The organism is Hydrogenibacillus sp. N12, from assembly GCF_019645935.1.
GTDB classification, from domain to species: Bacteria; Bacillota; Bacilli; order Thermicanales; family DSM-22653; genus Hydrogenibacillus; species Hydrogenibacillus schlegelii.
Map to the genome: position 1 here is coordinate 363,852 of NZ_CP080953.1, position 20,445 is coordinate 384,296.

A 20,445-nucleotide genomic window follows, 5' to 3' on the forward strand; every position below is an offset into this window, starting at 1 on the left:
ACGGCGAAAGGAGGCGGCCGATGCGGACGATGCGGGTGCTCATCATCGGCGGCGGCGGGCGGGAGCACGCCCTCGGCTGGGCGATCCGGCGCTCGGCGGAACGGAGCGGGCGGGCGGTGGCGCTCTTTTTTGCCCCGGGCAACGCCGGGACGGAGGCGATCGGGACCAACGTGCCCCTTTCGGCGACGGACGCGGACGGCCTCGCCGCCTGGGCGAAAGAGGCGGCCATCGACCTCGCCGTCGTCGGGCCGGAGGCGCCGCTCATGGCGGGGGTGGCGGACCGGTTCCGGGCCCGGGGGCTCAAGGTCGTGGGCCCGGAACGGGCGGCGGCCCGCCTGGAGGGGAGCAAGGCGTTCGCCAAGGCGCTCATGGCGGCGACCGGCGTGCCGACGGCGGAATTTCGCGTCGTCGACGATGCGGCGGCGGCCCGGCGGGCGGTGGCGGAATTCGGCTTTCCGGTGGTCCTCAAGGCGGACGGGCTGGCGCAGGGGAAGGGGGTCCTCATCGCCCGGGACCAGGCGGAGGCGGAGGCGGCGCTCGCGGCCTTCTTCGTCGAGCGGCGCTTCGGCGACGCGGCGGCGCGGATCGTCGTCGAACGCTTCCTCCCCGGGCGGGAGGTGTCGGTGATGGGCGCCGTCGCCGGCGAGGCGGTCGTCCTCTTCCCGCCGGTCCGGGACTACAAGCGGGCCTACGACGGCGACGCCGGGCCGAACACCGGCGGCATGGGGGCGATCCTTCCGCCGCCGGATGTGACGCCGGAGGGGCTCGGGCGGATCGAGCGGGAGGTCTTCCGGCCGATCCTCGCCGGCCTGAAGGAGCGCGGCCTCGAATACCGGGGGATTTTGTACGCCGGCCTCATGCTCACCCCGGAGGGGCCGAAGGTGCTGGAGTTCAACGTTCGCTTCGGCGATCCGGAGACGCAGGCCCTCGTCGTCGGAGCGCCTTTGGACTGGCTGGCCCTTTTGTCGGCCGTCGCGGACGGAACCCTCGACCCGAGCGACCCGGCGCTTCGCCGGCCGGCCGGAGCAAAGGCGCCGCAGGCGGCGGTGGCCGTCGTCGCCGCCCGGGAGGGATACCCGACGGAGAGCCGGCCGCCGATCGAGCTTCCGGCGCTGGACGGGGATCCGCCGGCGCGGCTTCGGAAGGAAGGGGCGCCGGGCGATCGGGCGCCGCTTGAAGAGGCGCCGGACGAGCTCGTCCTCTTTCACGCGGGGACGTTCCGCCGGGCGGGGAAGCTTTTCGCCGGAAGCGGCCGGGTGTTTGCCCTCGTCGCCGGCGGCGCGTCGCTTTCGGCGGCCCGAGCGCGGGCGTACGACGCGCTTCGGCGGCTTCTTCCGGCGGAAAGCGGGCTCTTTTACCGGACGGACATCGGCGAAAAAGAAGCGGCGGAGATGGACGTCGGCGAACCGGGCGCGAAAGCCCCCGGAGATGGGGCCGGTCCTGAAGCCCCCTGAGGCGGACCCGGCGGCACAAAGGGCAAACAAGGTCGATCGATGACGCCGGTCCGGGAGGGCGGCGGCCGGCGTCGGCCGAAAAAAGCGGCGGCAAAAGAAAACGGTGGCAAAACAGCAAAAAAGCGCGGCGGAGCGCCTCTTTCGGCCGGCGGGCCGTCTTTCGGCCTGCGGGCCGGCCGGGCGAGGCGATCTGGCCGCGCTTTTTGGATTGCGCTACAATGACGCTGACGTCTTTATGGTTTCTCCATCGGTTCGGGGGTTCGGGCTTCAGGGAAAGAAGCGGATCGCTCTCGAGCCGCCGGCCGGGGGCCGTCGGTCGAGAGAAAGGAGGGGGGCGATGGAGCCGCTTTTTCGTCTGGAGGGTGTCGTCGTCGCCGAGGCGGACGGCCGGCGGCGGATCGACGGCCTTTCGGCGACGATCGAATCGGGGGAGCGCCTCGCCGTCCTCGGTCCGTCGGGGGCGGGGAAGTCGACGCTTCTTTTTTTGCTGAACCGGCTGCTCGATCCGACGGCCGGGTCGATCTTCTTCCGCGGGCGGCCGCTTCAAGCCTACGACCCGCGGGAGCTTAGGCGGTCGGTGGTCCTCGTCCCGCAGCGGGCGACGGCCGTTTCGGGAACGGTGGCGGACAACGTGTGTCTCGGCCGCCGGATCCACCGCCTGCCGTGTCCGCGGGAAGCGGTGGCGGAGATGCTGGCCGCCTTCGGTTTAGGCGCCGACCTCATCGATCGGGACGCCCGCGAGCTTTCCGGAGGAGAGCTGGCCCGCGTCGCCCTCGCCCGGGCGGTCATGCTCACGCCGGAGGTGCTCCTCCTCGATGAGGTGACGGCGAGCCTCGATCCGCCGAGCGCCGAAGGGGTCCTGCGGGCTCTGTTTGCGGGACTTTCGGCGCGGGGCGAAGGGGAGCGGACCGTCGTCTGGGTGACCCACGACTGGGCGCTGGCCCGTCGTTTTGCTTCGCGGATGTGGTGGCTTGAGCGGGGACGGCTGACCCGCCCGCCGGAAGGCGCGCCCCCGGAAGGCGCGGATGAAGCCGGGGCCGAAGGCGAAAACCGCGGGGCGGCCGCCGGGGAAGGAGGCGCCCGGCGCTAATCGCGGGGGAACACCGGCCCAGGCCGCCAAAGACCGGAAGGAGGGCTCGAGGTGCCGGAGTGGAAAGAGGCGCTCGCCGTGCCGGCGTTCGGTCTCGGGTTTATGCTCCTCGTCGGCGCGATCGCTTACGGGCTCCGGCTGGATCTGACGCGGGAGATCGCCGTCGGCACGGTCCGGACGTTTCTTCAATTGATGGCCGCCGGAATGGTGCTGTCCTGGCTGTTTCGCGCCCGCTCGCCCGCGTGGCTTCTTTTCCCCCTCGGCGCGATGCTCGGCGTCGCCGCCTGGACCGCCTGGAAAAAGGCCGGGCGGCGCCCCGGCGCCTTCTTCCGCATTGCGCTCGCGTTGACGCTGGCGGAGGCGGTGGCGATGGGGCTTTTTTTCGGCCTCCGGATCGTTCCGGCCCGCCCGGAAACGATCGTGCCGATGAGCGGCATGATCATCGGCAATGCGATGATCGTCGCCGGCCTGTTTTACGATCGTCTGCTGGCGGGCCGGCGGGAACGGGAAGAGGTGCTGATCCTCTGGCTTTCGCTCGGCGCCGACCGCCGGCAGGCGTACCGGGAGATCGCCCAAGAGGCGGTGCGGGCGGCGATGCTGCCGAGCCTGGATACGCTGAAGACGGTCGGGATCGTCCAGCTTCCCGGCATGATGACGGGGATGATCGTTGCCGGAGCCTCGCCGCTTGCGGCGGTCGGGTACCAGATCCTCATCATGTACGCCATCGCCGGGGGGGCGGCGGTGACGGCGGCCACCCTGTACGTCCTGTCGGTGCCGCTCGTGTTCACCTCCGCCCATCAGCTCCGGCGGTAGGCGGGACGGAGGCGGCCGCCGGTGCCCCGCTTCGGCCGGCGCCCGGCCGCTTTACGCCGGCCAGGTCTCGGGGTCGCCCGGGCCATTCCTTGGCGTCGACCGGTCCCGGTTCCTCCTCCGGTCCGGGGTTTGCCGGCGGTATCGGGATCGCCCGGATCGCTTTAGGAACGAAAAACGTCCCGGATGGCGTCGAGGGCGAAGTCGAGCTCGGCGTCGTCGATCGTAAGCGGCGGGGCGAAGCGAAGGACCGTCTCCCGGGTTTCTTTGACGAGGAGCCCTTTTTCCAGGAGCCGCTCGGCGTAGGGGCGGGCCGGGACCCGGAGCTCCATGCCGATGAGGAGTCCCCGGCCGCGGACGTCGACGATGTCCGGGTGACGGATGGCTTTGAGGGCGGCGAGGAAGCGCTCGCCGAGGGCGGCCGCCCGTTCCGGAAGCCGTTCTTCTTCGATGACTTCGAGGGCGGCGAGGGCGACGGCGCAGGCGAGGGGGTTGCCGCCGAACGTCGAGCCGTGGGAGCCGGGGTCGAAGACGTCGAGCACGTCGGCGTCGGCGGCGACGGCGGAGACCGGGTAGACGCCGCCGCCCAAGGCTTTGCCGAGGATGTAGACGTCCGGGACGATGCCTTCCCAGTCGCAGGCGAACATCCGGCCGGTGCGGCCGAGGCCGGTCTGAATTTCGTCGGCCATGAAGAGTACGCCCTGGGCCCGGGTGAGGGCGTACGCCTCCCGGAGATAGCCGTCCGGCGGGACGACGACGCCGCCTTCGCCCTGGATCGGCTCGACGAGGAAGGCGACGGTGTTCGGCGTGATCGCCGCCCGGAGGGCGTCGACGTCGCCGTAGGGGATGATCTTAAATCCCGGCGTCAAAGGGCCGAAGCCGTCCCGATAGGCCGGCTCCGACGAAAACGAAATGATCGTCGTCGTCCGGCCGTGGAAGTTGCCGTGAGCGACAATGATTTCGGCGGCGCCGTCCGGGACGCCCTTCTTCCGATAGCCCCAGCGCCGGGCGGCCTTGATCGCCGTCTCGACGGCTTCGGCGCCGGTGTTCATCGGGAGGACGCGGGGTTTGCCGGTGATCTGGGCGATTTTTTCCAGACAGGGGGCGAGACGGTCGGTGTAAAACGCCCGCGACGTGAGCGTCAGCCGGTCGGCCTGCTCCTTGAGCGCCCGGATGATCTTCGGGTGGCGGTGGCCCTGGTTGACCGCCGAGTAGGCGCTCAGAAAATCGAGGTAGCGCCGGCCGTCGACGTCTTCGACCCAGACGCCTTCGGCCCGGGCGAGGACGACCGGGAGCGGCGCGTAGTTCCGGGCGCCGACCGCCTGTTCACGGGCGATGAAGGAATCGGAGCGGCGCATGGGGAGGCTCTCCTTTCGTTTCAGGCGCTTCACGGACAGTCTATCGTCCGGCGGTGGCGGGTTCAAGGGTGGCCGGTCTTTTCGCGGGATGAACCCGACCGCTCCGGCAGGAGGTCGGCCGCCGGCGTCGAAATGAACCATGCAAAAGGAGGATTTCGATGATCAAGCGACCGAAGCGGCTTCATCCGCCGTCGGTCCGGGAGCGGGCGGCGCTCATCCGGGTGGCCCGGCGGGAGGCGCCGGCGGACGTGTGGCTTTCCGGCGGCGTGGTGCTGAACGTTTTTACCGGCGAATGGCTTCGGGCCGAGGTCGCCTTCCTGGGCCGGCGGATCGCTTACGTCGGGCCGGAGGCGCCCCGTGTCGGACCCGAGACGCGCATCGTCGACGTCCGGGACCGGGTGCTCGTTCCGGGGTACATCGAACCGCACGCTCATCCGTTTCAGCTGTATCATCCGTGGACGCTGGCCGATTACGTCCTCGGCCGCGGGACGACGATGCTCATCGCGGACAACATGATGCTCTTTCAGCTTCTCCCCCTTCCGGCGTGGGAGCGGCTCATGGCGGCCTTTTCGGCGCATCCGGTGAAGTTTCTCTGGTGGGCCCGGACGACGCCGCAGGCACACGATGGGCGCCTTTCGGCCCGGTACGCGCCGGAGCACCTCGCCGCCCTCGCCGTCCATCCCTTCGTCGTTCAGGCGGGGGAACTGACCGATTTTGTCCCGCTGGCCGCCGGCGACGAAGAAGCGCTCGCGCGGCTTTCGCCGTTTATCGAGGCGGAAAAACGCATCGAAAGCCACGCCCCGGGCGCCTCGTACGAGACGCTTCTTCGCCTCGCCCTCGCCGGCGCCACGGCGGATCACGAGGCGATCGACGGCGAGGAACTCCTCCGGCGCCTCCGGCTCGGGTACTTTGCGCCCCTTCGCCACTCGTCGATCCGACCGGATCTGCCGGAACTCGTCCGGGCGGCGCTGGAGGTGCCGGCGGCCTGGTCCCGCCTCATGCTCACGACCGACGGGGCGACGCCGCCGGCTTTGACCGACGGCTTCCTGGACCGGCTGATCGCCCTCGCCCTCGAGGCGGGGGCGCCCCCGGCGTGGGCGTACCGGTGGGCGACGCTGAACGTCGCCGAGTATTACCGTCTCGACGATGCGGTCGGAGCGATCGCGCCGGGGCGGCTCGCCGACGTGAACGTCCTCGCCTCGCCGTCGGAGCCGACGCCCCTTTTGACGTGGGTCGAAGGCCGGCCGGCCTCGGAACTCCGGCTGCCGGAGCCGGCGTGGGAGCGGCTTGTGCCGGAAGCCCGGCGCCTGAAGGTCCGGCCGGCGCCGCTTCGGCCGGACGATTTTCTCCCCCCCGGGGCGCCGGGGGCGCCGCAGCCGATCGTCCACCTGCACAGCGACGTGATCACCGTCCTCGCCGAACGGCCGCTTCCGGTGCGCGGGGACCGGATCGACCCGGCGGCGCTCGGCGGGACGCTTCATCTCGCGGCGCTCGTCGACCGGGACGGGCGGTGGGTCACCGCCGCCGTGACGAGCGGCCTTGGGGAAGGATCCCTTGCCGTCGCGTCGACGTTTACCGCGAGCGACGACGTCCTCGTCCTCGCCTCATCGCCGGATCGGGCCCTGGAGGCGTACCGGGCGGTCGTCGAACGGCCGGGGATCGTCTGGCGGATCGGCGTCGGGGCGGCGGAGGAGGCGGGGTTTTTGCCGCTCCCCCTCTTCGGCCGCCTGAGCGACCTCGCCATGCCGGAGCTCATCGAGCGGACGGAAGCGTTCGTCCGGGCGATGCGGAAGGCGGGCTTTCCCCACCGGGACCCGCTGTACATGCTCCTTTTCCTGTCGTCGACGCATCTTCCCCGGGTGCGCCTCACCGAGCGGGGGCTCCTTTCGGTGAAAGACGGACGGATCCTTTCTCCCGTCCGGCGGCTTTCGGGGCCGGCGGCCGGCGGGACCGCCTGAACCGCGGATCGGGCGGGGCCGGTCCGGCCGCGGCGCCGGCCGGTCTTTCGGGAAAAAGCCCGGCGAGCCCGAGGGCGGGCGCGACGAGCCCGCTTAAGGCCGTCGGACATCGGGGCGCCTCCTCGGGGGATGGCGTCGGAGGCGAGGCGATCCCCGGGCCTCGGCGCGGTTCTACCGGGCCCCGGCGAGGTGGAGGATTTCCCGGGCCGCCGCTTCGGCGGCGTTCGGCGGGAGCGCCGACCGAAGGCGGAGACTCAGCGCCATCCGCGTCGTCGGGTCGGCGACCGTACCGACCCAGCGGAAAAAGGCGTCCGCCCCTCCGGAAGCGGCGAGCCCCTCATCCAGCAGGAAGCGCGCGTTTTCTTCCTCCGGACCGGGAAGGGGATCGAAGAGAAAAAGCGGGACGCCGACCGTGAGCGCCTCGGCGACGGTGAGGCCCCCCGGCTTGGTCACGAGGCCGTCGGCGGCGGCGTAGAGGGCGGCGACCTGGGGGGGAGAGAGGTACGGCAGGACGGCGAGGCGGTGGGGCGGCGGAAGGCGGAGATCGCCGAGCGTTTTACGGAGTCCGACGTTCCGGCCGGCGAGCACGGCGATGCGAAGGGGCGGAAGCGTCCTCCCGCCGTCGGCGAGGGGTTCCAGCAGGCGCTTTGCCCCTTCGGCCATCCCAAAGCCGCCGCCGGCGACGACGATTCGGAGCGGTTTTCCCGCGTCGGCGTCCCCTTGCAGGCGCCGCCTCCGGACTTCGGCCGCGGCGGAAAAGGCCGGATGGATGGGGATGCCGGTGACGCGGATGCGCTCTTCGGGAAGGCCGAGCGCGGCAAGGTGCGCCCGGGCGCGGCCGTGGGCGACCAGGAAGCGATCGATCTCGGGTTCGGCGACCGCCGGATGCGGCAGAAGGTCCGTCACCACATAGGCGAGCGGGACGGCGAGGCCTGCCCGGCGTTTGACGCGGGCGAGGAAGAGGGCCGGAACCGGAGCCGTGATGGCCACGGCGGCGGGGCGCATCGCCTCGAGCAGGTGAAGGACGTGCCCCGCCAGGACCCGCGGGGGGCGGAAGGGAGCCGGGCGTCCGAGAGGGGCGGACCGGCCGAGGCGGAGGCGCTCCGGGAAGGAAAATTCGGGCCGCGGAACCCTGAGGCGCGGAAGGAGGATGAGCGGACCGCGGCGAAGCGAAATCGGGGGAAAACGAAAAAAGCCGGGGAAGACTTCGGCGGGCTTATTCCGCCCCGCCCGAAGGCGGGCGGTGAGCCGGTACGTCCCTCCGAGGAGCTCCGGGGCGCGGCTTAAGGTGAGCCGATAGCCCTGCAGCATGAGCGGATAAAGCTTCGGCGAAAGGGCGGCGTAAAGGTCGACGACGTGCACCGGACGGCCGGCGTCCAGATCGCGGACGGCGAGGGCCAGGGCTTCCGCCGCGCGGCGGTGGCCGTCGCCGAAGCCGCCGGTGACGATGAGGATGGGGGAGCCGGAAGCGGCGTCCACGGCCTTTCCCTCCTTTTCTGCCTCCATTGTAGCCGAACGTTCATCGCCATGTCGAAGACCGACGCGTTCGGTCTGGGAGAGGAGCGAGACCGATGTTGGCGGAGCGTCATCGTTCGATCCGGCGCCTCGTGCGCACGCTGTCGCTTGGGGCGCTTTCGCTCATTGTCCTTCTCGCCGGCTGCCGGAGCCGGCCGGCGTCCGAACCGGAGGCGCCGCCGGCCGACGGGCCGGCCGTCCAGGCGCCGGCGCCGGAGGAAAAGGGGGGCGACGCGGCCGTCGGGAAGCCGTACGTCTCGCCGCTTACGGGCCTTCCGACGGACGCCGCGCCGGGCCGGCGGGCGATCGTCGCCATCATCGAAAACAGCCCGGAGGCCCGGCCTCAGTCGGGGCTCGACCGGGCCGACGTCGTCTACGAACTTCTGGCCGAAGGCGGGATCCCGCGCTTTGCCGCCGTCTACCAGACGGCCGACGCCGGCACCATCGGCCCGATCCGGAGCATCCGGCCGTATTTCATCCGCCTCGCCGACGGCTTCGATGCGGTCATGGTCCACGCCGGCGGGAGCCCCGAGGCGCTGAAGACGATCGCCGATCGGGGGCTCCCGAGTCTGAACGGCCTTCTGGGCGAGGCGGACCCTTACTTTTGGCGGGCGTCGTTTCGGAAGGCGCCCCACAACCTCTACACCAGCCTGGAAAACGTCCGGGCCATGATGGACAAGAAGCATTACCGCGACACCGGCACCGTCCCCGGCTTTCGCTTCCTGGTCGATCCGTGGTCGGGCCCCGGTCGCCCGGTCGGAAGCCCGGCGGACGAGCTTCTCGTTCGATACAACCCGTCGTACCGCGTGACGTACACGTACGACGCCGAATCCCGGACGTACCGGCGGGCGATCAACGGCCAGCCGCATTCGGACCTGGAGACGGGAAAACCGCTCACCGCGACGAACATCCTCGTCCTCTTCGCCCGGCACCGGGTTCTGGATTCGGCCGGCCGTCTGGCGATCGACCTGGACGGCGGCGGCCGCGGCGTTTTCGTCAGCCTCGGCCGGGCCGTGCCGGTGACGTGGGAGAACGTCCGGGGTGTCCTTCGGGCCTACACGGAAGACCGGGCGGAGATCGCCTTCGCGCCGGGCCAGACGTGGGTCGAAGTCGTTCCGGACGTCGGCGCGACGGTTCAGTACCGCGGCGCCGGAGAGGCGCCGGACGGCGGGGCGCCGGCCGACGGCGGCGGGGCGGCGTCCCGGCCGTGACATTTTACAAAACTAAAGCGTTGAAGTATAATGTCGGCAAACGAAAGGGTGAGGGGTTCGAGGGTGGACAAAGGGGTGCTGGCGATGCGCCTGGAGAAGCTGAAGCCGTACGGCATCGATTTTTTGTTCGATGCGATCCTCACCTTGCGGACGCCGGAGGAGTGTTATGCGTTTTTTGATGACCTGTGCACGATCAACGAGCTCAAGGCGTTCGGCCAGCGGCTGATGGTCGCCAAGATGCTCCGGGACGGGGAGACGTACGCCGCCATCGAGGCCAAGACCGGCGCGTCGACGGCGACGATCTCCCGCGTAAAGCGGAGCCTTCACTTCGGCAACGACGGCTACGCCCTCGTCTTCGAGCGGCTGGAGCAGGCGGGGAAGCTTCCGCCTGCCGGCGCCGCCTTCGGAGACGGCCGGGAGGAAGCGGCGGCCGCCGACCCGCTTCAGCCTCCCGGGTCGAAAGCGCCGGCGGCCCGCGCCGGCAAAGCGGCAGGAAGGGGCGCCGACGCGGCGGCCTTGGCGGCGGAGGTCCGGGACGAAGAGGCGCCGGATGAGGCCCGTGTCCGGCGAGCGGCGGCGCCGGGTCTTCCGTCCGAGGCCTAAGCGGTCGACGGACGGCGGGGAGGGACGGGAGACGGGCGACCGCGGTTCCGGCGTCGGTCCGGCCTTCGGCGGAAGCGCCGCGTCCGGTCGAACGGACCCGTCCCAGAGCCCGGCCGCCGCCTCGGCCCGCGAACGCGGGCGCTTTTTTTATGCGCCCGCATCCGGTACAATGCGGGAAGAGAGGAGGCGCGCCGATGGAAGCGGTCGACACGCTTCTTCAGGGCCTCAACGACCGGCAGCGGGAAGCGGTGCTGGCCGGCGACGGCCCGGTGCTCGTCGTCGCCGGTGCCGGAAGCGGCAAAACGCGGGTCCTCACCCACCGCATCGCCGCCCTCATCGCGCGGGGCGTCCCGCCCACCGGGATCCTCGCCATCACCTTCACGAACAAGGCGGCCCGGGAGATGCGGGAGCGGACCGAAGCGCTCATCGGCGAGGCGGCGCGGGACGTCTGGCTGATGACGTTTCACGCCTTTTCGGCCCGGGTGCTTCGGATCGACGGCGAGGCGATCGGCGTCGATCCCCGGTTTACGATCCTCGATGCGCAGGATGCCGACCGGCTTCTCGCCAAGGTGCTCCGGTCGCTCAATCTGGACGAAAAAAAATTTCCGCCCCGGACGATGCGGGCGAAGATCGGCCGGCTGAAAAACGAAGGCATCGACGTCGAGGCGTACGGCCGTCTCGCCGGCGATCCCGCCGCCCGGGTGCTCTTCGACGTCTACGCCGCGTATGAACGGGCGCTCGTCGAACACGCGGCGCTCGACTTTGACGGGCTGTTGCTTCAGACGCTCATCCTCTTTCGCCGGCGGCCGGACGTGCTGGAGAAGTACCGCCGGCGCTTCCGACACGTCCTCGTCGACGAATATCAGGACACGAACCGCGTGCAGTACCTTCTCCTGCGGGCCCTCGCCGGGGAGAACGGAAACCTGTTTGCCGTCGGCGACGGCGATCAGTCGATCTACCGCTGGCGGGGGGCCGATCTTCGCAACATCCTCGATTTCGAGCGGGACTTTCCCGGGGCGAAGACGATCCTGCTCGAAGAAAACTATCGCTCGACGGCGATCATCCTCGAGGCGGCCAACGCCGTCATCGCCCACAACACGGCCCGAAAGCCGAAGGCGCTCTGGACGCGCCGGGCCGGCGGCGAGAAGATCCGGCTGTATCACGCCATCGACGAAGCCGACGAGGCGCGTTTTATCGCCGAGGAGATCCGCGCCCTCGCCGCAGGCGGCGTCCGGCTCGGCGATGTCGCCGTCCTCTACCGGATGAACGCCCAGTCGCGGGCGATCGAAGGGGAACTGGCCCGGTTGGGGCTCCCGTACCGCGTCGTCGGCGGGCTTCGCTTCTACGAGCGGAAAGAGATTAAAGACGTCCTCGCCTACCTCCGCGTCCTCGTCAACCCGGGCGACGTCCTGTCGCTGGAACGGATCTTGAACGTTCCCCGGCGGGGGATCGGCGAGACGTCGTGGCAGCGAGCGGTCGAGTACGCCGCCCAGGCGGGACTTCGGCCGTATGACGTCCTGGCGACGCCGGAGGCGGCCGGGGTCCGGGGCGCCGCGGCCAAGGGCATGCGGGCGCTTTCCGATCTTCTCGAGCGCCTTCGGGCGGATGTCGCCGACCGCCCGCCTTCGGCGCTCCTTGAGGCGGTGCTCGAGGAGACGGGCTACCGGGCGATGCTCGAGGCGGAGGCGGAGACGGAGGAAGGGCGCGCGCGGCTGGAGAACGTCGCCGAGCTTTACTCGGTCTTTCAGGCGTATGAGGCGGAGGCGCCCGGCGGGACGCTGGCCGACTTCCTCGCCGACCTCGCCCTCGCCACCGACGTCGATCAGCTCGAGGCGGCGGACGCGGTGACGCTCATGACGCTCCACAGCGCCAAGGGCCTCGAGTTTCCCGTCGTCTTCATCCCCGGTCTCGACGAAGGCATCTTCCCGAACGGCCGGAGCCTGTTTGACGACGACGAGCTCGAGGAGGAGCGGCGGCTCATGTACGTCGGCATCACCCGGGCCAAGGAGCGGCTCTACCTCATCACCGCCGCCCAGCGGCGGCTCTTCGGTCGGGTGGAGCCGTCGGCGCCGTCGCGGTTTTTGAGCGAGCTGCCGCCGGAGGTGCTCGAGATCGTCGACGGCTTCCCCGCGGCGTCCGGCGCCGGGGGGACGGCGGCCGGCGGCCGAGGGTGGGGGGCCGGCGCGGGCGGTCCTCAGGCCGGCGGCCTCATCCCGGCCGGAAGCGGGGGGGCGGGCCCCTTCGGCCCGGGCCCCACCGGGCCGCGGCCGGGAGGGGCCTTCCCCGCCCGCCCGGCGTCCTCTGCCGTCCCGGCCTCCGGCTTTTCCGCCGGCGACCGGGTCCGCCACGCCAAGTGGGGCGAGGGCGTCGTCATTGCGGTCGAGCGAAGCGGAGACGATGAGGTGCTTACGGTCGCCTTTTCGGCACCGCACGGCATCAAAAAGCTCCTTTCGGCATACGCGCCGCTCGTGCGCGCCTGACGGGGCGCTCGGGCCGCTCGCGATGGCCCCAAGCCGGGAAGAACACGGCTCGACGGATCGGGAGGCCGGATCGGTGGACAAGCGAGAGCGAATGGAAGCGCTCGTTCGGCTTCTGAACGAATACAACTACTACTACTACACCCTCGGCGAACCGAAGGTGCCGGACGAAGAATACGACGCGCTGTACGACGAACTCGTCCGGCTGGAGCGGGAGACCGGCATCGTGCTGCCGGATTCGCCGACGCAAAAGGTCGGCGCGGAGCTTTCCGGCCAGTTTCCGGAGCACCGGCACCGGGTGCCGCTTCTTAGCCTCGACAAGACGACGACGGAGGCGGGGCTCCGGTCATGGGCGGAGCGGGTCGAGCGGCTCTGGGCGGAAGCGAACGCGGCCCGGGCGGCTCAGGGGCTTCCGCCCCTTCCGGCGCCGGTGTACATCCTGGAGCCGAAGTTTGACGGGCTCACCGTCGTCCTCACTTACGAAGACGGACGCCTGACCAAGGCCGCCACCCGGGGGAACGGCGAGGTCGGCGAGATGATCCTCGAGACGGTGAAGGTCATCCCGAGCGTTCCGCTTTCGATCCCGGAGCGGCGGGGGGTGTTCGAGTTTCAGGGGGAGGCGATCATGCCCCGGTCGCGGCTCCTCCGCTACAACGAAGAAAGTCCGGTCAAGCTCGCCAACACCCGGAACGGCGTCGCCGGGGCGCTCCGGAACCTCGACACGCGGGAAGTCCGGCGGCGGGGCGTCGACGTCTTTTTCTATCACGTGAACTACGCCTCCGACCGCCCCTTCCGGAGCCACCGGGAGATGATCGCCTTCATGCGGGAGATGCGGCTTAAGGTGACGCCGTATTCGGAGGCCTTCACCGACCTCGAGGCGCTCCTTCAAGCGATTCGGGAGAAAGAGGCGGAGCGGGCCGCCCTCGACTACGACATCGACGGGCTCGTGATTAAGCTCGACGACCTCGCCACCCGGGAGGCCCTCGGCGCGACGGCGAAGGCGCCCCGCTGGGCGATCGCGTGGAAGTTTCCGGCGGTGGAGGCGACGACCCGCCTCGTCGACGTCGTCTGGAACGTCGGCCGGACCGGGGTCGTCACGCCCCAGGCGGTGCTCGAGCCGGTGGAGGTGGGCGGTGTGGTCGTCCGCCACGCGACCTTGAACAACATCGAAGACATCGAGCGCAAAGGGCTCCGCTTCGCCCTCGGCCGCCTCGTGCGGCTCCGCCGGTCGAACGACGTCATCCCTCAGATCCTCGGCCCGGCGGAGGCGGCGGAGGCAGACCCGGCCCACGAGATCGTTCCGCCGGCCGCCTGCCCGGCGTGCGGGACGCTCCTCGAGCGGGAAGGGCCGTTTTTCTACTGCCCGAACACCCTCTCCTGCCCGCCGCAGCTCATCCGGCAGATCGTCCACTTCGCCCAGCGGGATGCGATGGATATCGAAGGGCTGAGCGAAAAGACGGCCGCCCAGTTCGTCGAGGCCGGCCTCGTCCGGGACGTCGCCGACCTCTACGCCCTCACCGCCGAGGCCCTCCTCGTCCTGCCCCGCTTCGGCGCCAAAAAGGCCGACAACCTCCTTGCGGCGATCGAGCGGTCGAAAGCCGTTCCCCTTGACCGGTTTCTCTTTGCCCTCGGCATCCACGGCGTCGGCAAGGAGACCGCCCGGCGGCTTGCGGAGCACTTCGGCTCGTTTGACGCCGTTTTCGGCGCCACCTTCGAAGCGCTTCAGGCCGTTCCCGGCGTCGGGGAGGTCGTCGCCGAAAGCATCGTCCACTTCTTCCGGGCGCCGCACGTGCGGGAGACGCTGGAGAAGCTTTTCGCCCGGGGCGTGCGGCCGCAGCCGGTGGCGAAGGAGCCGGAACCGGGAGATCGTCCGCTCAAGGGACTCACCTTCGTCCTCACCGGCACGCTGGAGACGCTCTCCCGGGAGGAGGCGACGGCCCTCATCGAGTCGCTGGGCGGGCGCGTTGCCGGCAGCGTCTCCCGGAACACCGACTACGTCGTCGCCGGCGAAAAGGCCGGCTCCAAACGGGCCAGGGCGGAAGCCCTCGGGATTCCGATCCTGGAAGGAGAGGCGGCCCTGCGGGCGCTCATCGAGGCCCGGCGGCAGGGCGATGGAAGCGGGGATCGCCGATGAGCCGCTTGGGCCGGGGGCTTCGTCTCGCCGCGGCGGCCGCGTTTTTTCTTCTGGCCGCCGGCTGCCTGCCAAAGCCGGCGACGGAGGGGGGGGCGCCGCCGGCGGCCTCACCGCCGGCCCGGCCGCCGGAGGTGACCTCGACGATTCCGCCGGAGGGCGTCCTCTACCGGATGCCGCTCCCCTACCGGCCCGGCCAGGGGCAACCCCCGTGGGAAAAGGTGTCCCGGGTCGATCGGGCCCGGTTTGAGCTCGGCCTCATGGCGCTCAGCCGAAAGACGTTTCCGCCGGAGACGCATCTTTACGAAGACGGCCAGCTCTTAAGCGCCGAGGAGATCGGAGACTGGCTCAAACCGTACGACCCCGAGCAAAATCCCGTCGGCCTGAACGACCCGGCCTATCGCCCTTCGGCATCGGGCAACGTCTTTCAGTTTTTCTGGGAGCAAGACTACCTCGACGCCCAAACCGGGGCCCTCGCCGGCGTGACGGTCGGGATGGTCTTGAATCCGACGGTGGACGTTCCCGCAGAATCGAAAGCTGCCGGCCAGGGCACGAACAACCCGTGGATCGCCCGACCGCTCAAGCCGGAGGAGCTCGATCGCTATGCCCGGGACGCCGGCGAGAAGATCGCCCGGCGCCTCAGGGAAAAAGGCGTCGACGGCCCGATCGTCCTCGGCGCTTACCTCGCCTCGCCGCGGACCGCGTTCGAGCCGGGACATTTTTTTCTGACCGGGGAGCTCGCCAAGGGAGCGGCCGGCGGCGTTCGCTACACGCCCGTCTCCGAGCGGTATTTGCTCCTTCCGGCCTTGCAGGTGAGCGAGGCGGACAAGCGGCTTTCGCTCGTCTTTGACGAGTTCAAAGAGGCCCTGGAGCGGGCGTTTCCGCAGTTTTTGAGCGTCGTCGGCCTCGCCCGCCTGGACGGCGACCGACTTTTGGAACTCGATGCGACCATCACGGCGAGCTACCGCTCTCAGGGCCAGGTGATGGGCCTCGCCGAATACGCCGCCACCCTCGTCACCGACCGCTTTCCGCCGGAGGCGGACGTCGAGGTGATCGTCCAGTCCGCCAGCCGGCCGATCGCGCTCATCGTCCGGCCGCCGGGGAAAGAGACGTTCGTGCATCTTTTTCGCCAGTAGGTGCCGGGGCCGAGCCACTCCCGATGCCGAGCGAAGACGGCAAAAAACCGGCCCTTCCGTCGCGGAAGGGCCGGTTTTTTCAGGGAACGGGATTTTTTTAACGGCCGGCTTTGAGCCGCCGGGCGATGTCGATCGCCCGGCGCACCTGATGTTCCGCCGCCCGGACGACCGCCTCCGGAAGGGGCGTGTCCGGCTCGGGGACCGTCGCCGACGTGCCGTAGGGGTTGCCGCCGGCGGCAAACACCGCCGGGTCGGTGTAGCCCGGCGGGACGACGATCGCGCCCCAGTGGTAGGCCGTGGTGTACAGGGAAAGGAGCGTCGCCTCCTGACCGCCGTGAGGATTTTGCGCCGAGGTCATGGCGGTGACGACCTTGTCGACGAGGGCGCCTTTCGCCCAGAGCGGTCCCGTCGTGTCGAGGAACTGTTTCAGCTGCGACGGGACGTTGCCGAAGCGGGTCGGGGTCGAAAAGACGATCACATCCGCCCAGACGAGATCGTCGAGCCGGGCATCGGGGACGTCCCGGGTCGCTTCAACGTGCCGCTTCCAGGCGGGATTTTGCTCGATGGCTTCCGGCGGGGCGAGCTCCGCCACCTTGCGAAGGCGGACTTCCGCCCCTGCCGCTTCGGCGGCGCGGGCCGCCGTCTGGGCCAGACGGTAGTTGGTGCCTGTGGCGCTGTAGTAGATGATGGCAACGCGCATGGTCCACGGTGGCCTCCCTTGACAGGTTCAGTATGGCCGTCTTCAAGCGGCGGCTCGCGAAGCGGAAGACGCCACCATTATCGCCGGCTTCCTTAACAAAGTCAAGTGGATAAATCTTTTTCGATCCCGAGCTGCCGAAGCTTGTAGTACAGCGCGCCGCGGGAGATGCCGAGGAGCTTCGCCGCGCGGCTTTTGTTCCCGCCGGCGGCCTCGAGCGCCGCGAGGATCCGCTCCCGCTCCAGCGCCAGGCGGGCCTCCGGGAGGCGTTCGAGACGCATCCGGGAAGAAGCCGGTTCGGGCGCCGTTTCGTCTGCCGCCCCGGCCGTTCGTGGAAGCGTTCCCGGGTCTTCGGCCCGGCCTCCCGTTCGATCGCCCGTCCGTCCTCTGTCCCCCGGCGCCCAAGGAGCGGCCGTCACGGTCGCTCCGGCGCCGGGGAGGCGGCCTTGACCCGACGGTTCCGGCGCGTAAGCCCAGAGCGTCCGGGCGCGGATCGGCTCCGGGAGGTGCCGGAGTTCGACCGTCCCGCCGTCGGCCATGAGGACGGCATATTCGAGGGCGTTTTTGAGCTGGGGCAGATTGCCCGGCCAGTCGTAGTGGAGAAGCGCTGCCAGCGCTTCGTCGGTCATGCGCGGCGCCGGCCGCCCCAGGGCGCGGGCCGCCTCGTCGATGAGGTGCCGCACCAGGGCCGGGAGCTCTTTTCGCCGCGCCCGAAGCGGCGGAAGCGAGAAGACGAAGAAGCGGTAAAAGAGCTCCGGCAAAAACCGCTCCGCCTCGACCGCAGCAGGAAGGTCCGGGCCGGCGGCGGCGATCAGGCGGGCGGCGACGGGGAGCGGCTCCCGGCCGCCCTGACGGACGTACCGGCCGCCGGCGAGCGCCTCCGCCAGGGCCGCTTGGAGCGCCTCCGGCCAGGCGTCGACGTCCTTGAGGAACAGAAGCCCGTCTCGGGCCCGCTCGAGGAGCCCCGCTTCCGGGGCCCCGCCGCCGGGGCCTTCAAAGCCGAAGAGTTCCGCCGCCTGAAAGCCGTCCGGCACGAGGCGGCTGTGAAAGACGAGGAACGGCCCCTCCAGGCCGAGCGTCCGGTGGACGTAACGGGCCAGCGCCTCCCGACCGGAGCCCCGCTCGCCGAGGAGGAGGACCGGCCGGCGCTCTTTGAGCGCCGCGGCGATTCGCCCGGCGAGGTCCAGAAGGTCCGGGAACAGGATGTCGAGGAGCCGCTTTGTCGTCCCTTCTTCCGGCGCGGTCTCCGGGGCGCCGTACAGGGCCGCCGAGAGGGCGACGTGTTCGGTGATATCTTGTTCCACGGCGATGGCGCCGATCAGCTCTCTGGACTCGGAAAAAATCGGATAGGCGTTGATGAGGACGTGCTTGTCCGGCCGCGGCCGGTGGTAGAGGCGGTGCACCGGCCGGCGGCTTCGGAGCACCTTAAAGAGCATGACCGACCCCGCCGGGAAAAACCGGTCGATCGGGGCGCCGACGATCGCCTCACGTGGAATGCCGTAGATCATTTCCGCCGCCCGGTTCCAGTACAGCACCGTCCCGGTCGGGTCGACGATCGTCACGGCGTCGTTCAGACTCTGAAGGAGCGTCTCGAAAATGGCGTCGAGCCGCTCCACAGGGAAGCGCATCGAACGAGCCTGTTTAATTTCCGACATCTCGATCCCCTTGCCGCCAGCGGAATGTGCAAATATCGGCGATTCCGTTAAGTAAGCGGTATCAAGTATAATCATCTTACCACACTTGTTGAAAAGACAACAGGTGTTTAAATTTCAACAGATGGACAGGAGGTTGAACCATCCGATGAAACAGCGATCGGCGGATTTTTCGTCGGTTCATCCGGCGCACCGGCGGCTCCGCCCGGGGCGGCGGACGATCTCCGGCCTCGCGCTTCTTGCGCTCGTCCTTCTGGGCAGCGGCTTTCTTTCGGCGTGCGGCGGGAAGACGGCGTCGACGGACGGCCCACCTTCGGGCCAGACGGCCGGGGAGGCGACCGGAGGTTCGTCCGGCGGCGAGATCCTGATCGGCGTGCAGTCCCCGACGACCGGCTCGGAAGCGAAGATGGGCCAGGACATCAACCAGGCGATCGAGCTCGCCGTCGAAGAACTGAATGCCAAGGGCGGCGTGCTCGGAAAGACGATCAAGCTGACCTTCGCCGACGACGCCTGCGACCCGCAGACGGCGACGGCGGCGGCCAACAAGCTCGTCTCACAAGGCGTTGTCGCCGTCGTCGGCGGCTACTGCTCCGGCGCGACGCTCCCGGCGACCGGCGTGTACCATCAGGCCGGCATCCCGATGGTGGTCACCGCCGCGAACTCCGAGAAGATTCCGGCGCAGGGATATCCGGAGATCTTTCTTGTCAACGGCACGACGAAACATCAGGCGAAACGGGCGGCGGAGTACATGGTCAAGGAGCAAGGGGCGAAGCGGATCGCCCTCGTCCACGACAATTCCGCCTTTGCCCGGGATCTCGCCGAGGCGACGAAGCAAGAAGTCGAGGCGCTGGGCGGCGAAGTCATCGCCTTCGAGGCGGTCAACAGCGACGAAAACGATTTTACGCCGGTCATCTCCAAGCTGAAAAGCTTAAAGCCCGACGCGACCTACTGGACGGCGTACTACTCCGCCGGCGGGCTTTTCATCAAGCAGTTTAAGACGGCGAAGGTGCCGGGGATCATCGGCGTCGGCGACGGGGCGAACGACAAGATGCTCATCGCCATCGCCGGGAAGGAAAACGCCGAAGGAACGTTCATCACGATGAGCCCGTCGGCGGAATTCATCCCGGAGGCGAAAGCGTTCATCGAACGATACTACGCGAAATTCGGCGAAGAGCCCGGCCCGTACTCCGCCCTCTCGTATGACGGCATGCGGCTTCTGGCCGACGCCATCGAGCGGGCGGGCTCGACCGAGCCGGCGGCGATCGTCCGGGCGCTCCGGGAGACGAAAGACTTCCCCGTCTTCGGCGGCACGATCACCTTCAACCCCGACGGCACGATTCAGAAGTCGAACTTCATCGTCGTCGTGGTGAAAAACGGCGAATTCGCGTTGCCGTAAGAACGATCCACGGGCCCGCTTGGACATTCGGCGCCGGAACGCGGCCGAAAGGAGGCGATTCGGTGAACGTCTGGGGCGAGCAGCTCATGAATGCCCTCGTCATCGGCTCGTTTTACAGCCTCATCGCCCTCGGGTATTCGATGGTCTACGGCATCATCCAGCTCCTCAACTTCGCCCACGGGGACGTCTACATGGTCGGGGCGTTTGTCGGCTACGGCGTCCTTTCGGCGATGAGCGGGGCGCCGCTTTTCGTCGGCCTCGGGGCGGCGTTTCTCTTCGCCTCGCTGGTCACCGGCCTTCTCGGCCTCGGCGTCGAACGGATCGCCTACCGGCCGCTCCTTCAGTCGTCGCGGCTGGTGATGCTGATCACGGCGATCGGCGTTTCTCTCGTGCTGGAAAACGGCGTCATGCTCGCCCTCGGACCGAGCTTCCGCGTCATGCCGGTCGAGCTTCCCCGAAGCGGCATCTCCCTCTTCGGCGCCGACGTGACGTATGCCCAGCTCGCCATCATCGCCACGTCCGTCGGGCTCATGCTCCTTCTGGATGCCTTCGTCCGGCGGACGCTCTACGGCAAGGCGATGCGGGCGATCGCCGTGAACCCGACGGCGACGGCCCTCATGGGCATTCCGGTGCACCGGGTGATCGCGCTGACGTTTTTCATCGGATCGTTTCTCGCCGGGAGCGCCGGGGTCCTCGCCGGCGTCTACTACGGGAAGATCAACTTCATGATGGGCTTCATCGTCGGGCTCAAGGCGTTTACGGCGTCGGTCTTGGGCGGCATCGGCTCGCTGCCGGGGGCGATGCTCGGCGGGTATCTCCTCGGCTTTCTCGAAACGTTCGGCGCGGCGGCCCTCGGCGGGGAGTGGAAAGACGTGTTCGCTTTCGTGATCCTCATCCTCATCCTCACCCTGAAGCCGACGGGACTGCTCGGGCGGACCGGGACGGAGCGGGTCTGAG

At 69.4% G+C, this 20,445-nt stretch carries 14 protein-coding genes and 1 pseudogene; 11 read left to right on the forward strand and 4 right to left on the reverse strand.

Annotated features, from left to right (window positions below):
• Window positions 1-20 precede the first annotated feature (20 nt).
• The 3 genes from purD (at window position 21) to fetB (ending at window position 3,357) form a co-directional block, all read left to right on the forward strand.
• Entirely contained in the window at window positions 21-1,454 is a 1,434-nt protein-coding gene (gene purD, locus K2M58_RS01670) for a phosphoribosylamine--glycine ligase (RefSeq protein WP_220678016.1), read from the forward strand.
• 337 nt (window positions 1,455-1,791) lie between these two features.
• Window positions 1,792-2,544, forward strand: a complete 753-nt coding sequence (locus K2M58_RS01675; protein WP_220678017.1) for an ABC transporter ATP-binding protein — start codon at window positions 1,792-1,794, stop codon at window positions 2,542-2,544.
• 51 nt (window positions 2,545-2,595) lie between these two features.
• Entirely contained in the window at window positions 2,596-3,357 is a 762-nt protein-coding gene (gene fetB, locus K2M58_RS01680) for an ABC transporter permease (protein ID WP_220678018.1), read from the forward strand.
• 161 nt (window positions 3,358-3,518) lie between these two features.
• Here fetB and rocD read toward each other — a convergent pair whose 3' ends face one another.
• Window positions 3,519-4,712 carry an ornithine--oxo-acid transaminase gene (gene rocD, locus K2M58_RS01685; protein ID WP_220678019.1) on the reverse strand — a complete coding sequence of 398 codons (1,194 nt, stop codon included), beginning with the start codon at window positions 4,710-4,712 and terminating at the stop codon, window positions 3,519-3,521.
• A 158-nt stretch (window positions 4,713-4,870) separates the two neighbouring features.
• Between rocD and K2M58_RS01690 the strand changes: the two genes are divergently transcribed.
• Window positions 4,871-6,670, forward strand: coding sequence for an adenine deaminase C-terminal domain-containing protein (locus tag K2M58_RS01690; protein ID WP_220678020.1), 1,800 nt, complete (start codon window positions 4,871-4,873; stop codon window positions 6,668-6,670).
• A 171-nt stretch (window positions 6,671-6,841) separates the two neighbouring features.
• On the opposite strand, the gene K2M58_RS01695 is transcribed toward K2M58_RS01690, so the two are convergent.
• The gene (locus K2M58_RS01695; protein ID WP_220678021.1) at window positions 6,842-8,149 is read right to left on the reverse strand and encodes an MGDG synthase family glycosyltransferase; all 1,308 of its coding nucleotides are present in this window, start codon (window positions 8,147-8,149) and stop codon (window positions 6,842-6,844) included.
• 92 nt (window positions 8,150-8,241) lie between these two features.
• Here K2M58_RS01695 and K2M58_RS01700 point away from each other — a divergent pair, with 92 nt between their 5' ends.
• The 5 genes and pseudogenes from K2M58_RS01700 (at window position 8,242) to K2M58_RS01720 (ending at window position 15,743) form a co-directional block, all read left to right on the forward strand.
• Window positions 8,242-9,396 (forward strand): DUF3048 domain-containing protein, encoded by a 1,155-nt coding sequence (locus K2M58_RS01700; RefSeq protein ID WP_220678022.1) that lies wholly within the window; start codon window positions 8,242-8,244, stop codon window positions 9,394-9,396.
• A gap of 84 nt (window positions 9,397-9,480) precedes the next feature.
• A pseudogene (locus tag K2M58_RS12515) lies at window positions 9,481-9,768 on the forward strand (YerC/YecD family TrpR-related protein); the annotation flags it as partial.
• A 425-nt stretch (window positions 9,769-10,193) separates the two neighbouring features.
• A complete protein-coding gene (locus K2M58_RS01710) occupies window positions 10,194-12,479 on the forward strand; it encodes an ATP-dependent helicase (RefSeq protein ID WP_220678023.1) in 2,286 nt (761 codons plus the stop codon).
• A gap of 73 nt (window positions 12,480-12,552) precedes the next feature.
• A complete protein-coding gene (gene ligA / locus K2M58_RS01715; RefSeq protein WP_220678024.1) occupies window positions 12,553-14,610 on the forward strand; it encodes an NAD-dependent DNA ligase LigA in 2,058 nt (685 codons plus the stop codon).
• Window positions 14,607-15,743 carry a CamS family sex pheromone protein gene (locus K2M58_RS01720; protein WP_220678025.1) on the forward strand — a complete coding sequence of 379 codons (1,137 nt, stop codon included), beginning with the start codon at window positions 14,607-14,609 and terminating at the stop codon, window positions 15,741-15,743. Before ligA ends, K2M58_RS01720 begins: the two co-directional genes overlap by 4 nt.
• A gap of 97 nt (window positions 15,744-15,840) precedes the next feature.
• Here the strand turns inward: K2M58_RS01720 and wrbA are convergent, their stop codons facing one another.
• Together wrbA and K2M58_RS01730 are read right to left on the reverse strand one after the other, a co-directional pair.
• Window positions 15,841-16,443 carry an NAD(P)H:quinone oxidoreductase gene (gene wrbA, locus K2M58_RS01725; RefSeq protein ID WP_220678026.1) on the reverse strand — a complete coding sequence of 201 codons (603 nt, stop codon included), beginning with the start codon at window positions 16,441-16,443 and terminating at the stop codon, window positions 15,841-15,843.
• A gap of 101 nt (window positions 16,444-16,544) precedes the next feature.
• Window positions 16,545-18,095, reverse strand: coding sequence for a sigma 54-interacting transcriptional regulator (locus K2M58_RS01730; RefSeq protein ID WP_220678027.1), 1,551 nt, complete (start codon window positions 18,093-18,095; stop codon window positions 16,545-16,547).
• A gap of 145 nt (window positions 18,096-18,240) precedes the next feature.
• Between K2M58_RS01730 and K2M58_RS01735 the strand changes: the two genes are divergently transcribed.
• Together K2M58_RS01735 and K2M58_RS01740 are read left to right on the forward strand one after the other, a co-directional pair.
• Window positions 18,241-19,488 (forward strand): branched-chain amino acid ABC transporter substrate-binding protein, encoded by a 1,248-nt coding sequence (locus K2M58_RS01735; protein WP_220678028.1) that lies wholly within the window; start codon window positions 18,241-18,243, stop codon window positions 19,486-19,488.
• 62 nt (window positions 19,489-19,550) lie between these two features.
• Window positions 19,551-20,444, forward strand: coding sequence for a branched-chain amino acid ABC transporter permease (locus tag K2M58_RS01740; RefSeq protein ID WP_220678029.1), 894 nt, complete (start codon window positions 19,551-19,553; stop codon window positions 20,442-20,444).
• The last annotated feature ends 1 nt before the right edge of the window (window position 20,445 follow it).

Coding starts and splice junctions, on each gene's coding strand:
- purD (WP_220678016.1), top strand. CDS start 21: ATGCGGACGATGCGGGTGCTCATCATCGGCGGCGGCGGGCGGGAGCAC.
- K2M58_RS01675 (WP_220678017.1), top strand. CDS start 1,792: ATGGAGCCGCTTTTTCGTCTGGAGGGTGTCGTCGTCGCCGAGGCGGAC.
- rocD (WP_220678019.1), bottom strand. CDS start 4,712: ATGCGCCGCTCCGATTCCTTCATCGCCCGTGAACAGGCGGTCGGCGCC.
- K2M58_RS01690 (WP_220678020.1), top strand. CDS start 4,871: ATGATCAAGCGACCGAAGCGGCTTCATCCGCCGTCGGTCCGGGAGCGG.
- K2M58_RS01700 (WP_220678022.1), top strand. CDS start 8,242: ATGTTGGCGGAGCGTCATCGTTCGATCCGGCGCCTCGTGCGCACGCTG.
- K2M58_RS01710 (WP_220678023.1), top strand. CDS start 10,194: ATGGAAGCGGTCGACACGCTTCTTCAGGGCCTCAACGACCGGCAGCGG.
- K2M58_RS01720 (WP_220678025.1), top strand. CDS start 14,607: ATGAGCCGCTTGGGCCGGGGGCTTCGTCTCGCCGCGGCGGCCGCGTTT.
- wrbA (WP_220678026.1), bottom strand. CDS start 16,443: ATGCGCGTTGCCATCATCTACTACAGCGCCACAGGCACCAACTACCGT.
- K2M58_RS01730 (WP_220678027.1), bottom strand. CDS start 18,095: ATGTCGGAAATTAAACAGGCTCGTTCGATGCGCTTCCCTGTGGAGCGG.
- K2M58_RS01735 (WP_220678028.1), top strand. CDS start 18,241: ATGAAACAGCGATCGGCGGATTTTTCGTCGGTTCATCCGGCGCACCGG.